Origin of the sequence: Mesorhizobium sp. ESP-6-2 (assembly GCF_020164675.1) — a bacterium.
Classification (GTDB): domain Bacteria; phylum Pseudomonadota; class Alphaproteobacteria; order Rhizobiales; family Rhizobiaceae; genus Mesorhizobium.
The window spans coordinates 39,324-53,132 of the sequence record NZ_JAIUGT010000014.1 but is presented as its reverse complement, the minus strand read 5'-3'; the positions used below and the strand labels follow the sequence as shown (position 1 = coordinate 53,132).

Sequence of the window (13,809 nt, the reverse complement as noted above, 5' to 3'; positions counted from 1 at the left end):
GCGCATTGTGCCGTTCTCAAAACCTCGACAGTCGTACCCATGACCGACACCGCATCATCGCCGATCGCTCGTTCATCGACCGTCCCGCAGCGGGAGGAGCGCATCGGCTTCCTGCTCGTGTTCCTGTCGGCATTGATGTGGAGTTTCGGTGGCACGATTGCCCGCTTCATCACCGCCGGCGACAGCTGGACGGTGGTGTTCTGGCGTTCCGTATGGGCGGCGGCCTTCCTTCTCTGCTTCATGGTCTGGCGTGACGGCTGGCGCGGCATGCTGAGGTCGTTTCGCGGCATGGGCTTGCCCGGCCTTGCCGTGGGCTTCTGCTTCGCCACCGCGTCGACCTCTTTCGTCGTGGCGCTTGCCTACACCACCGTCGCCAACATCCTGTTGATGCAGGCCGGCGTGCCGCTGCTTGCGGCGCTGTTTGCCTGGGCGCTCTTTCGCGAAAGAGTGGCGGTCGCGACCTGGCTGGCGATTGCCGCCGTCATCGCCGGTGTCGCCATCATGGTGTCGGAATCGCTCGATGGCGCCGTTTCGCCCATAGGCGACGGGCTGGCGCTGCTGATCGCCGTCATGTTCTCGATCGCCACCGTCATCACACGGCGCTTCTCCAGCGTGCGCATGACGCCGGCGACCTGCCTCGGCACGATCCTGGCGGCGGGCTTTGCCGCCTCGCAGGCTTCGGCCTTCGCCGTATCGGGCAGCGATATGGGTTTTCTCTTCGTATTCGGCGTGGTCAATCTCGGCCTCGGCCTCGCCTTCTTCGCCACCGGCGCGCGGCTGATCCCGGCCGCCGTCGCCGCGCTGCTGGGCACCTTTGAACCGATCCTCGGGCCGATATGGGTGTGGCTGATCCATTCCGAGGTGCCGTCGGGCCGCACCATCGTCGGCGGCGCCGTGGTGGTCACGGCGCTGCTCGTCCATATCGGACTGGAGTTCAAGCGACAGACGCGGCCGGTACGGGCAGGGGTCACCGGCGTGCCGTCGCCGAATTGATGCGGCGCCCTAGCTTTGCCATTGACAAGTTCGCTGCCGCGCGGGCAGGCTGGGACCACGGCAACAACAAGACAGGCTTATCTTGCCAAGTCTCCCCGGCGACCCGATCGAGACCGGATCACATTCCAGTATTTCTGTTTGCGCGGCGGCGAAAGCTTCTGACGATGCGGCGACTCCTTCCAGCCCAGGACAGTGGCGCGCGAGCATCGCTTGCGACAGCCGGCGGCGCGGCGATTGGCGCTTGTCGCCTCCTGGAAAGCTCAATAGTCTGAAGCAAATGCCCGGCCGCGCGGATACCGCGACGCGCCGGCGATGGAACACTCACCAAAGGAGAATAGCATGATCCGCAAAGCGCTCTGGCTTTCGGCGACTTCGGCATTTCTGGCTCTCTTTACGCTCGGCGGCCACGCCGAGGACCGCGTCGTCAATGTCTTCAACTGGTCGGACTATATCGACCCCGCCGTCATCGATGATTTCACCAAGCAGACCGGCATCAAGGTGGTCTACGACACGTTCGATTCCAATGAGATCCTGGAAACCAAATTGCTTGCCGGCGGCAGCGGCTATGACGTCGTCGTGCCGAGCGGCAATTTCCTTGCCCGCCAGATCCAGGCCGGCGTGTTCCAGAAGCTCGACAAGTCGAAACTGCCGAACCTCTCCAACATGTGGGACACGGTTTCGGAACGGACCGCGAAATACGATCCCGGCAATGAATACTCGATCAATTACATGTGGGGCACGGTCGGCCTCGGCTACAACGTCAAAAAAGTGCAGGCAGCGCTCGGCACCGACAAGATCGACAGCTGGGACGTGTTCTTCAATCCGGAAAAGCTGGCCAAGCTGAAGGATTGCGGCGTCTATGTCCTGGATTCGCCGACCGACATCTTCCCGACCGCCTTCAAATATCTCGGCATCGATCCTGAGAGCACGTCGCCGGACGATTTTGCCAAGGCCGAGGAATTGATGATGAAGATCAGGCCCTACATCAGGAAGTTCCATTCCTCCGAATACATCAACGCGCTGGCCAATGGCGACATCTGCCTGGCGGTTGGCTGGTCGGGCGACGTGTTCCAGGCGCGCAACCGCGCCGAGGAGGCCAAGCAGGGCGTCGAGATCGGCTACGCCGTGCCGAAGGAAGGCGCCGAAATGTGGTTCGACCAGATGGCAATCCCTGCCGATGCGCCGCATGTCGCCGAGGCGCATGAGTTCCTGAACTATATGATGAAGCCGGAGGTGATCGCCAAATCGTCGAACGCCGTCCTCTATGCCAACGGCAACAAGGCTTCCCAGCAATTTGTCGACAAGGCGCTTCTGGACGATCCCGCTGTCTACCCGGACGCCGCGACCTTGCAGAAGCTCTTTACGATCTCGCCCTACGATCCCAAGACCCAGCGCGTCATCACGCGCACCTGGACCAAAATCGTCACCGGTCAGTAGTCAGTCCAAGGAGGCCCGGCAGTCACCCTGCCGGGTCTCCTTCTTTTCGATGGGGCAAAGCAGCAGGACGGAGTGGGCACATGAAATCGCTTGGCAGCATCCGCAGGGATTTCGCGCCTTGGAACGATCCGAACGCCAAGCCATACATCCAGTTCGATAATGTCTCCAAGAAGTTCGGCGACTTCACCGCCGTCAACAACCTCTCGCTGACCATATTCGAGCGCGAGTTCTTCGCCCTGCTCGGCGCCTCCGGTTGCGGAAAATCGACGCTGCTCAGGATGCTCGCCGGCTTCGAGGAGCCGACATCAGGCCGCATCCTGCTCGACGGCCAGGATCTGCGCGGCATCCCGCCTTATCGCCGGCCGGTCAACATGATGTTCCAGTCCTATGCCCTGTTCCCGCATATGACGGTGGAGAACAACATCGCCTTCGGCCTCAAGCAGGAAGGCATGGCCAAGCCAGACGTCGAAAAGCGCGTCGCCGAGATGCTCAAGCTGGTCAAGCTCGAGCAATTCGCCAAGCGCAAGCCGCACCAGCTCTCCGGCGGCCAGCGCCAGCGTGTCGCGCTCGCCCGCTCGGTCGCCAAGCGGCCGAAGGTGCTGCTGCTCGACGAACCGCTCGGCGCGCTAGACAAGAAGCTGCGCGAGGAGACGCAGTTCGAACTGATGGATCTTCAGCAGGAACTCGGCCTCACCTTCGTCGTCGTCACCCACGACCAGGAAGAGGCCATGACCATGGCCGACCGCATCGCCATCATGGACAAGGGCGAGGTTATGCAGGTCGCGACTCCGGCGGAAGTCTACGAGGCCCCGGCGTCGCGCTTCGTCGCGCATTTCGTCGGCAACGTGAACATGTTCGAGGGCAAGGTTGCCGAACGGACGGACAAGACGGCGCGCATCACGGGAGCGACCGGCGCCCAGATCCTCGTCGAGAATGCCGGCAACGCCGCCGCCGCGGGCGCCGATATCGTCTTCGCGATCAGGCCGGAGAAGATCAAGGTGTCGTCCAAGAAGCCGGCCGACGGCGTCAATGCGCTGGAGGGCGAGGTCTACGACATCGCCTATCTCGGCGACATGACCGTCTACCACGTCCGGCTGGACGACGGGCAGCTCGTGCGGGCAAGCGCCTTGAACGCGGCGCGCATCACCGAGGACCCGCTGACCTGGAACGACCGCGCCTGGGTCTCTTTTCGGCCGGATGCCGGCGTCGTGCTGACGCGGTAGGGGGCTGACATGTCCGACATCGCCGCCACCGACGCCCCCCTACCGGCCGCGGCCAAACCGTTGCTGGCGCGGCTGGGCGCCGGCTTCGTCAACCGTCTCGTCATCTTCATTCCCTATCTCTGGCTGCTGTTCTTCTTCCTCGTCCCCTTCATCATCGTCTTCAAGATCTCGTTGTCGCAGACGGCGATCGCCATGCCGCCCTATACGCCGGTGCTTGATTTCAGCGATGGCGTCTCCGGCTTCTTCGCGGGCTTTCGCGATCTCAACTTCGATAACTATGCCTGGCTGACGCAGGACGCGCTCTATTTCAACGCCTATGTCACCAGCCTGATCATCGCGGCGATCTCGACCGTGCTGACGCTGGTCGTCGGCTATCCCATAGCCTACGGCATGGCCCGCGCGCCGGCGACGATCCGCCCGACCTTGCTGATGCTGGTCATCCTGCCGTTCTGGACCTCGTTCCTGATCCGGGTCTATGCCTGGATCGGCATCCTGAAGCCCGAGGGGCTGCTTAATCAGTTGCTCCTGTCGCTGCACCTGATCAACCAGCCTCTGGTTATCCTCAACACCTATACGGCGATTTTCATCGGCATCGTCTACTCCTACCTGCCGTTCATGGTGCTGCCGCTCTATTCGTCGCTGGAAAAAATGGATTATTCGCTGATCGAGGCCGCCAAGGACCTCGGTTGTCCGCCGACCAGTGCATTCTGGAAGATCACGTTCCCGCTGTCATTGCCCGGCGTCATCGCCGGCTGCCTGCTGGTGTTCATTCCGGCGGTCGGCGAATTCGTCATCCCCGATCTGCTTGGCGGGTCGCAGACGCTGATGATCGGCAAGACATTGTGGAACGAGTTCTTCGCCAATCGCGACTGGCCGGTCTCTTCCGCCGTCGCCGTCATCCTGCTGCTGCTGCTGACGGTTCCGATCATGATCTTCCAGCAGGCTCAGGCGAAGGCGCAGGAGCAGGACAAATGAACAGCAGCTGGAGCCGCTTCAACATCACCTCGATCGTGCTCGGTTTCGCCTTCCTCTATCTGCCGATCGTGCTGCTCATCGTGTTCTCCTTCAACGAATCCAAGCTGGTCACCGTCTGGGGCGGCTTTTCGACCAAATGGTACGTGTCGCTGTTCCACAATCAGGGCCTCATGGACGCCACCTGGGTGACGGCGCGCGTCGGCGTCATTTCGGCCACGGCGGCGACCGTGCTCGGCACGCTGGCGGCGCTGACGCTGACACGCTACACGCGTTTCCGGGGCAGGGTGCTGTTCTCCGGCATGGTGTTCGCGCCTTTGGTCATGCCCGAAGTCATCACCGGCCTGTCGCTGTTGCTGCTCTTCGTCGCTGTCGGCCTCGACCGGGGCTTTCTCACCGTCACACTCGCACACACCACCTTGACGATGTGCTTCGTCGCCGTCGTCGTGCAGTCGCGCCTCGTATCCTTCGACCGCTCGCTGGAGGAAGCGGCGATGGATCTCGGCGCGCCGCCGGTCAAGACATTCTTCCAGATCACGCTGCCCGTCATCCTGCCCGCGATCGTGTCGGGGTGGATGCTTGCCTTCACGCTCTCGCTCGACGACCTGGTCATCGCCAGCTTCACCTCGGGGCCGGGTGCGACCACGCTGCCGATGAAGATCTACAGCCAGGTTCGTCTCGGCGTGACGCCGGAGATCAACGCCGCCTGCACCATTCTGATCGCGGTCGTCGCGCTCGGCGTCATCGTCGCTTCGCTTGCCAACAAGCGTCGCGAGGTCCAGCGCCAGCGCGACGAACAGGCCGCCCAACGCGGCTGAGCACGATCCCAAAGAGTGGGCACCGGTTTTCGGGCGAGATCATGCCCGAATAGGCTGAGCATGATCCCGAAAAGTGGGAACCGATTTTAGCGGACAAACGGTCCCGTTTGTCCAGAGATCATGCTCGAACAAAGAGGCCGGAAGGCTGCTTATTCGCCCGAAACGCCGCGGTTGATCGGCGAAATGAACGGTGTGCTCCATGTCCCGCCGACGAAGAAGGACGACTGGTTGGGACCTTGCTGGCCATTTGCCTGCGCGACCGCCTGGTCCGGCTGAATCACGCCGCCGGACAGCGCCAGCCCGCGTCCGGCATAGGAGGCGATGCCGGAAAGCCAGATCTTGTATTTGGCCGAATTGGCTTCGGCCTTGTCCAGCCTCGCCACGCCTTTTGAGATGGTAGCCTTCAGTTCGGCGCCATCGATCGGCAGTGTTCCGTCCGAGACGTCATCGAGCGCGAAGAAGCCGCCCTGTTCGGTATGCTTGAGAAAGGCGGGCAGGTTGAACTTGCTGAGCGCGCCTGGCCCGAAGGTCGCCGAAACCGAGCCGTCGGCGGTTTCAAAGATCGAGTCCCAGGTCCTGCCCGGGCCTTTGAGGATGACGGACACGGTCCCCGTGCCGACCGGCACCAGCCGGGTCATCCCGGCCGCCGTGCCGAAAGCGCCGCCATCGATATCGGAAGCCAGCAGCCGAATCTCGACCTGGCTGCCCTCGGGCTTGCGGTCGAAGCGAAGGCTGCTCTGGATGTTGCCGCCGAAGGCCGAGGCATCGGAAATGTCGAAAACGGACAGACCATCCTTGACCTGCGCCGTGGCGGCGACGTCGGCAAGCTGGATGGAGCCGGCCGTGGCGTGCGCCGCCGACAGCCTGAGGTCGAGATTGATCCGGTCGGCGAAATTCGTGTCGACTTCGTTTGGACCTGCCCCGCTTGCCGGTCCGAGCGGCGTGAAGGCGGACAGGAACGACCTCAGATCGAGCGTGTCGAAGGCGAGCGTGCCGGAGATCACCGGCTGTGCGTCGCCAAACGACAGATCCAGCGCACCCATTCCCGGATTGTTGTCGAGGGCAAGCGCGGTGTTTTCGAATTTGACGCGCGCGGCCGTCGCCGTCACCTTGCTCGAAATGCTGACGGAGCCGATCGCGGCGCCCGGCGCGATATCGGCCTGCGACCATTCAAGCACACGCCGCAGCGAGGGCGCTGAAAACTTGGCCTGGCCATCGAAATAGGCGTTTTCGGACATGCTGGCCGTCCCGTCGAAAGAGAAGGTGGCGGGCGCGGCCTTGAACGACAAGGTGAGCGGCGCCATGCCGCCGGCAAACAACACCAGCGGCTTCGGCGATGCGGCGTCCACGGCGACGCTTTCGCCGCGCCAGATGCCGGTCGCCGAGAGCGTCGCATTGCTGTTCATAGCCGCCCATGTCGCCTGGCCGCTCAGGCTGCTCAGCACCTCTTCGTCTTTGCCGTTGACGGACGCCACCATGCGGCCGTCCCTGAACTCCACCGTGCCGAAAGTCTCGGCCGGCAGCTTGTCAAGATCGGGCTTGGCGGGGTCCGCACCGACCACGCCGCGCGCCACGTCGATGGCGCGTGCGATGCGGCCGCCGGTCGGAGCGGTGGGCAGGAACAGGCCGCTCGCCGTGCGCTGGACCCTGATCGTCGGCCGCACCAGCCGCGCCGTGGAAAACACCACGTCGCCGCGCAGCGCCGCCATGGCCGAGAGGTCGACCTCGACCCGTTCGGCCTCGACGACCGGCGGTGCGTCGACGTCGGTCCACTTCGAAAGCGTCACATCCGTCAGGATCGCCCGGAAGTTCGGCCAGACCTCGATGCGCGGCGAGCCTTCGATGGCGACCCGGAAACCGCTCCAGGCACTCAATTCCCAAGCGATGCGATCGCGCACGATACGCGTCGAAGCGATTAGCGGCAGGGCGGCGATCACCAGCGCGATGACGATCACGGCAGCGCCGATCGCCCATGTTCCGCGTCGGATCAAAGATGATGGCATATCGCCCCGTATGCTTTCGTTCCGACAAAAATCGCCCGGCGGGTGTAAACCCGGTCGTCACCACGACTTCCAGTCGTCACTACGACTTAGGGTCGAGGCATTTCAAGTCTTTATGGCCCGGCGATGGCATTTGCGCACATCTGGACGCCTCGGCCGAACAAAATCTTGCTCTGCTGCGGCGCAATATGCATAAGCGGTGGCGATCCTGGGAGGACCCATCATGGCTGCCGAAGTACCGCTCTGGACCCCGGCGCAGGACCAGATTGACGCTGCGCCGCTGACCGCCTTCATGAAAGCCGCCGCGGCAAAGAGCGGCATGCCCCTGACCTCCTATGCCGACCTTCACCGCTGGTCGGTGGCGGACCGCGAGGCGTTCTGGAGCCTGGTCTGGGATTTTTGCGGCATCGTCGGCGACAAGGGCAGCGCCGGGGGCGAGCGCGTGCTTGTCGATGGCGAGAAGATGCCGGGAGCGGCCTTCTTTCCCGACGCGACGCTGAATTTCGCCGAGAACCTCCTGAGGAGGACCGGAGTCGGAGAAGCGATCGTGTTTCGCGGCGAGGACAAGGTCGAGCGCCGGCTGTCCTGGAACGAATTGCATGCGCTCACCTCGCGCTTCCAGCAGCTCTTCTTGTCGCTCAAGGTCAAGAAGGGCGACCGTATCGCTGCGATGATGCCCAACATGCCGGAAACGGTCGCCGCCATGCTCGCGACCGCCTCTATCGGCGCGGTGTGGTCGTCCTGCTCCCCCGATTTCGGCGAACAGGGGGTGCTCGACCGGTTCGGGCAGATCGAACCCGTCGTCTTCATCGCGCCCGACGGCTATTGGTACAACGGCAAGGCCATCGAGGTCGCCGACAAGGTCCGCGCGGTGGCCGCAAAACTGGTCACTGTCCGCAAGGTGGTGGTCGTCGACTATCTCGGCACCTCGGCCGATGTCGCCGATACGATCGACAAGGCCGTGGCGATGGAAGAGGCGCTGTCGCCCTTCGCCGTCAGGCAGGTCACCTTCGAGCGGCTGCCGTTTTCGCATCCGCTCTACGTCCTGTTCTCGTCCGGCACGACCGGTATCCCCAAATGCATCGTCCATTCGGCCGGCGGAACGCTGATCCAGCACCTCAAGGAACATCGCCTGCACGCAGGCCTGCTCGACGGCGACCGCTTCTTCTACTTCACCACCTGCGGCTGGATGATGTGGAACTGGCTGGTGTCGGGCCTCGCTTCGGGCGCGACGCTGCTGCTCTATGACGGCTCGCCCTTCTACCCCAACGGCAATGCGCTGTTCGATTTCGCCGACGCCGAGAAGATGACCTTCTTCGGCACCTCGGCGAAGTTCATCGATTCGGTGCGCAAGGCCGGCCTCAAGCCGATCCGCAGCCATGACCTGTCCACCGTGCGCGCCATCTCCTCGACCGGTTCGCCGCTCTCGCCCGAGGATTTCCGCTTCGTCTACGACGGCATCAAGAAGGACGTGCATCTGGCATCGGTCTCCGGCGGCACCGACATCGTTTCCTGCTTCGTCCTCGGCGTACCGATTGAACCGGTATGGACCGGGGAGATCCAGGGACCAGGCCTCGGTCTTGCCGTCGACGTCTGGGACGACGACGGCAAGCCGGTCAGGCAGGAGAAAGGCGAACTGGTCTGCACCAAGGCGTTCCCGGCAATGCCGATCGGCTTCTGGAACGATCCCGAGGGCAAGAAATACCGGGCCGCCTATTTCGAGCGCTTCGACAATGTCTGGTGCCATGGCGACTTCGCCGAGTGGACCGCTCATGGCGGCATGATCATCCACGGCCGCTCCGACGCGACGCTCAATCCGGGTGGGGTGCGCATCGGCACGGCGGAGATCTACAATCAGGTCGAGCAGATGCCGGAAATCCTGGAGGCGCTCTGTATCGGCCAGGATTTCGACAATGACGTGCGCGTGGTGCTGTTCGTGCGGCTGGCCTCCGGCGTTCAGCTCGACGAGGATCTGGAGAAGCGCATCCGGGCGAAAATCCGCGCCGGCGCCAGCCCGCGCCACGTGCCGGCCAGGATCGTCGCCGTGTCAGACATTCCGCGCACCAAATCGGGCAAGATCACCGAGCTTGCGGTGCGCGATGTCGTGCATGGCCGCGCCATCAAGAACAAGGAAGCGCTCGCCAATCCCGAGGCGCTTGAGCTGTTCAGAAACCTGCCGCAATTGGCCGAGTGACCGCCCCGCCCGGCATGGTTAATCAAATCCGCCGCGCGAATTTACCTAGATTTCACGAGTGGTACACATTCGTAAATTTTTTCGGGACCCGGTAAGGACTTGTTAAGGCCCGGCGTCGATAGTCGCACGTAACTTGAGGGAGAAATCCCGTTCCTCAGCCCCCGGAGGATCTGAATTCGCTCAAGCCCCCGTTGTGACAGCAAATCCCATCTTTCAAGGCGTCCTGTTGGGCGCCTTTTCTTTTTCAGGCGGCTGGACGGACGGGAGCTTGCCTATTCCGCAAGCACGCGCGTCGACGGGAAGGCGATCTCGACCAGGGTTCCTTCGCCAGGCGTCGAGGTGATGATAAAGCGGGCGCGGTTCGCTTCAACCATCGCCTTGGTCAACGGCAGGCCGAGACCGGTGCCGTCGCCGCGCCCCCGTTTCAATGCATTGATCTGTTTGAACGGCTTCAACGCCTGCTCGATCTCGGCTTGGCTCATGCCGATGCCGGTGTCGCGCACGCGCATGACGACATCGCCTGAGGTCTCATAGGCGGTCGAGACGATTACCTGGCCGCCGGCCTGGGTGTAGCGGATGGCGTTCGACAGGATGTTGAGGGCGATCTGGCGCACGCTGCGCAGGTCCGCCACCACTTCCGGCAGCCGCGACGCGAAGCTGGAGCGGATGATGACGCGCTCGCGGTTGGCCTGCGGCTGCATCATAGCCACCGTCTCGGCCAGCGTGTCGTTGAGCGACACCGCTTCATAGGCCATTTCCTGCTGGCCCGCCTCGATCTTGGAGATGTCGAGAAGGTCGTTGACGAGATCGAGCACATGATTGCCCGATCGGTTGATATCGCGCAGGTAATCGCGGTAGCGGTCATTGGCCACTGGCCCGAATTTCTCGTCCACCATCAGTTCGGAAAAGCCGATGATGGCATTGAGCGGCGTACGGATCTCGTGACTGATGCGGGCGAGGAAATCCGTCTTTTGCGAGGAGGCGCGCTCGGCCACCGCACGCGCCTGGGTCAGGTCCTCTTCGGCCCGCTTCCACTGTGTGATGTCGCGCACCACCGCGCAAAAGCCGCTGTCGTTGGGCAGCCGGCCGATGGTCATGAACAGGGGAATGAAGCGGCCCTGCGCCTCGCGGCCGATGACTTCGCGGCCGTCGTTCAGGACGCTCGCAACGCCCGGCTCGGACAGGCCATCGAGATAATCGCGCGCCGCGCGCTGGCTTTCGATAGCAAACAGCGAGGCGAACGGCTTGCCGGTCACGTCGTCGCTGTCGAAGCCGAACAACGCCTCGGCTGGACGGCTTATCGAGCGGATCGCGCCGTCACGGCCGATCAGCACGACGCCGTCGGTGGCGGTGTCGATGATGGTGCGCATCTCGGCGATGCGCGCCTTGAGCTCGGAAATATCGGGCTGCGTCTGCTCGTCGCCGGCCGCATGCAGTGCCGCCGGTGCCTCATCGTCGCCTGAACGTCGCACCACCAGCATCAGCGCCTTGCCGTCGCGCCACGGAACCGAGCGCAGGATAGCCTCGATTGGAAATTCCTGCCCGCCATGCGTCTTCAGCCGCAACGCCCGGTCGGTGCCCTCGGCGACGCCGTCATCGCCATAAGGATCGGCAAACAGCGTGCCCAGCCCGCCGGCGTCCGCCAGTTCATCGAGCGTTTCATAGCCTGTCAGGACGAGAAATTCGTCGTTGGCGTAATGAAGTTCATCCCCGGAATGGATGAGCAGCGGCACGGGCAGCTTACTCAGGAGCGAGGTGTCGGGAGCCTTGCTCTCGTCTCCGACTGCAAAGGCCGACGGCACGAACCCTTCGAGCTTGAGCGGAGGCACTTTGAGGCGTGGCCGCTCGACCGGAGCCTCCACCGCGTCGCTGGTGCCGGCGGCCCCCTCGGCGGTTGCGGCCTGCTCATCGGATGCGCACGCTTCCTCGTCCTCGACCCAGTCCTCGCTGTCCTCGGCATCGCGAAAATCGGCTGATGTCATGCTCTCGTCGTCGGCAATGTCATCATTCGCGCCGGCGAGGGGCTCTTCGCTCTCCCGTTCCGTCTGCGCCGCCGCCGGTTCGGAAACCGGGGTCTCGTCATTAATCGGGGTCTCGTCATTGTTGTCCGCGATCGGCGCTGGTTCCCCGCTCCGCTCGGCATAGTCGAGCAGCGAACCCGTCACTCCGGCTACCCTGTCGGCGGGCTCCTCATCAGCCGTTTTGTCCGGCCGTTCGCCATCAAGCCGGGCGAGATCCTCTGCGTCCTCGGCATCGACATCGGTTTCGGAGGGCTCGGCCGGTGCGGCTTCATCCTTTGGCGCAAGGTTTTTGCGGGCGTCCGCTGGTTCCTCGATCGGCGCCGCCGGCGTTGCCGCCTCCGGTTGCCCGGCATTGTCCGGACCCGGCCTTTCGACCTCCGGCTCGGCCGGGCTGCTTTCTTTCTTCAGCCGCTCACCAATCTCGCGGAAGGCGCTGCGTTCCAGGGTCGACAGACCCTTGTCGTTGGCCGGCTGGCGATGTTCGGCCAGGCGGATCACCTTGTCGGCAAAGCGCCGTTCAGGCTTCGGCACGATGGTCAGCGCCGGCACCTCGCCCCGGAACGGATCCGATGGCTTCAGCTCCTCGGCCTTCGGCGCCTCAGGTGCGGGTTCGACTGGGTCTGGCGCCGGAGGCACCTCGCCGTTGGGCACCAGCGCCATGCCGATCGCTTCCGGATCGACGACGGCGTCGCCGGCGCGGGCGACGCCGAAACCGCGGAAGCCCTCGAAGGCACGGCTGCGGCCATAGACCGGCAACGCCGCCAGGTCGACAGGGATCTTCAGGTCCGTGCCGACGACCGGCCACAGCACGGAACGGCCGGACCACGTGTCGCGCCGCTCCAGGAGACCGGCGATCTCGCCGGACGCATCGAGCCCGAAGGCCGCCGCGACGTCCCTGAAGCGCCGGCCGATGACGTCCGCTGCCGGCTTGCCGACGACGTCGGCGAATTCCGGCGACAGCGCGCTGAACCTGCCCTCGGCGTCGGTGCGCCAGACGAAACGCATCGGCGCCGCCGTGCGATCCACGACCCTGGCGGCCGGGGCTGCCGGGGCAGGTAGAGGCTGGACATCGTGCTTCGCGTTCTCGGCTGGACCTTCTGCGGCAGCTGGCGAAGGTGCAGCTTCAGCGTCCGGCGCGGCTGGGCCGCGCGCATGCCTCCGGTCCTCGCCGGCATTGAAATACCAATGGTCGTGCTGTGCCCGCGTACCGTTTGCCCCCGGATGTCCGGGTTCTGCCGCCGCCGGTTCCTGCACGGCCGCTTCGGCTGCGGCTTGTGCCTCCGGTTCCGGGATATCCTTGGCGACGGCCTGGGAGCGGTCACGTCCTTCGGAACGCTCGGCCGCTGGAGTCCCCTCCGCCAGCGCACCGTCGTCGAGCCTGTCCTCGTCGATCACCACCAGCAAATGCCGCTCAGGCGTCAGTCGGGCGAGACCCGCCGGATAGGATGTGCCGCCGCCCGGAACAAGCCGCTTGACGATGCGGTCGCCCTCATTCGCGACGTCGGCCACCAGCGCGGCCAGCGTCGCGGGCTCGATGCCGAGCTGCGAAAAGCTCTCCGATGCCGCTTCGACATTGCCGCTGGCGTCGATGAAGGCGATGAAATGGCCATCTTCCGTGAAGCCGCTGATGGCCCTGCCGGCGATTTCGGCTGCACTGCGCGAGCCGGTCTGGGCCGCCGGCACCGCCAGCATGATGGCGTTCTCGCCGTCGGGCAGCGTCACTGCGCTTGCAAGGAAGCCGATGGCGCGGCTGGTCATGCCGCTCGCCAGCCTGACCGTGATGCTTCGGTCGCTGCCGATATCGGGAAATCCACTGGTTGCCATGATCTGGCGGCGGGCGATCAGCGGCAGCCGTGCCTCGGCGCCGATGATGCTTTCGATGTCGGGATAGCCGAACAACGCGGCACCCGGTCCATTGGCCCAGATCACCTGCTCCAGATTCGCCGACAGGATCGCGATCGCGTCGCCGGCGGCGAAGCGCTGGCGGACCGCGTCGAGCACGGCAACGTCGAGAAAGGAATATTCGGACGGCATGCGCTGGCGAAATCCTCATGCAGCGGGCATTTTTGCAGTTAACGCTTTGTTAATAAAAGCCGTCGGCGCGAAGGTCCACAAGCCAGAACGTGCATAGGCCTGAATTTCGGCTCTTGG

At 64.0% G+C, this 13,809-nt stretch carries 8 protein-coding genes; 6 read left to right on the top strand and 2 right to left on the bottom strand.

The features are described 5' to 3' along the window. The first annotated feature begins 39 nt into the window (after nucleotides 1-39). The 5 genes from LB532_RS28460 to LB532_RS28440 all read left to right on the top strand — a co-directional run bounded on the left by LB532_RS28460 (nucleotide 40) and on the right by LB532_RS28440 (nucleotide 5,443). On the top strand, nucleotides 40-993 hold the full coding sequence (locus LB532_RS28460) for a DMT family transporter (RefSeq protein ID WP_140643155.1): 954 nt from the start codon (nucleotides 40-42) through the stop codon (nucleotides 991-993). A 339-nt stretch (nucleotides 994-1,332) separates the two neighbouring features. Next, nucleotides 1,333-2,430, top strand: coding sequence for a polyamine ABC transporter substrate-binding protein (locus tag LB532_RS28455; RefSeq protein WP_140643153.1), 1,098 nt, complete (start codon nucleotides 1,333-1,335; stop codon nucleotides 2,428-2,430). An 80-nt stretch (nucleotides 2,431-2,510) separates the two neighbouring features. Further along, nucleotides 2,511-3,653 carry an ABC transporter ATP-binding protein gene (locus tag LB532_RS28450; RefSeq protein ID WP_140552857.1) on the top strand — a complete coding sequence of 381 codons (1,143 nt, stop codon included), beginning with the start codon at nucleotides 2,511-2,513 and terminating at the stop codon, nucleotides 3,651-3,653. Between the two features lie 9 nt (nucleotides 3,654-3,662). Beyond that, complete coding sequence (locus LB532_RS28445; RefSeq protein WP_140643151.1) at nucleotides 3,663-4,628, top strand: ABC transporter permease subunit; 966 nt, start codon at nucleotides 3,663-3,665, stop codon at nucleotides 4,626-4,628. After that, complete coding sequence (locus LB532_RS28440; protein WP_140643149.1) at nucleotides 4,625-5,443, top strand: ABC transporter permease; 819 nt, start codon at nucleotides 4,625-4,627, stop codon at nucleotides 5,441-5,443. Before LB532_RS28445 ends, LB532_RS28440 begins: the two co-directional genes overlap by 4 nt. Before the next feature lie 149 nt (nucleotides 5,444-5,592). On the opposite strand, the gene LB532_RS28435 is transcribed toward LB532_RS28440, so the two are convergent. Next, nucleotides 5,593-7,446, bottom strand: coding sequence for an AsmA-like C-terminal region-containing protein (locus LB532_RS28435; RefSeq protein WP_140643147.1), 1,854 nt, complete (start codon nucleotides 7,444-7,446; stop codon nucleotides 5,593-5,595). Between the two features lie 220 nt (nucleotides 7,447-7,666). Between LB532_RS28435 and LB532_RS28430 the strand changes: the two genes are divergently transcribed. Beyond that, nucleotides 7,667-9,637: an acetoacetate--CoA ligase gene (locus LB532_RS28430; RefSeq protein WP_140643145.1), complete on the top strand. Its 1,971-nt coding sequence runs from the start codon at nucleotides 7,667-7,669 to the stop codon at nucleotides 9,635-9,637. 272 nt (nucleotides 9,638-9,909) lie between these two features. Here the strand turns inward: LB532_RS28430 and LB532_RS28425 are convergent, their stop codons facing one another. Next, a complete protein-coding gene (locus tag LB532_RS28425; protein WP_140643143.1) occupies nucleotides 9,910-13,692 on the bottom strand; it encodes a histidine kinase dimerization/phospho-acceptor domain-containing protein in 3,783 nt (1,260 codons plus the stop codon). Nucleotides 13,693-13,809: the final 117 nt, after the last annotated feature.

Bases quoted from the DNA above. Each gene is read 5' to 3' on its own strand.
- LB532_RS28460 (WP_140643155.1), top strand. From the start codon at position 40: ATGACCGACACCGCATCATCGCCGATCGCTCGTTCATCGACCGTCCCG.
- LB532_RS28455 (WP_140643153.1), top strand. From the start codon at position 1,333: ATGATCCGCAAAGCGCTCTGGCTTTCGGCGACTTCGGCATTTCTGGCT.
- LB532_RS28450 (WP_140552857.1), top strand. From the start codon at position 2,511: ATGAAATCGCTTGGCAGCATCCGCAGGGATTTCGCGCCTTGGAACGAT.
- LB532_RS28445 (WP_140643151.1), top strand. From the start codon at position 3,663: ATGTCCGACATCGCCGCCACCGACGCCCCCCTACCGGCCGCGGCCAAA.
- LB532_RS28440 (WP_140643149.1), top strand. From the start codon at position 4,625: ATGAACAGCAGCTGGAGCCGCTTCAACATCACCTCGATCGTGCTCGGT.
- LB532_RS28435 (WP_140643147.1), bottom strand. From the start codon at position 7,446: ATGCCATCATCTTTGATCCGACGCGGAACATGGGCGATCGGCGCTGCC.
- LB532_RS28430 (WP_140643145.1), top strand. From the start codon at position 7,667: ATGGCTGCCGAAGTACCGCTCTGGACCCCGGCGCAGGACCAGATTGAC.
- LB532_RS28425 (WP_140643143.1), bottom strand. From the start codon at position 13,692: ATGCCGTCCGAATATTCCTTTCTCGACGTTGCCGTGCTCGACGCGGTC.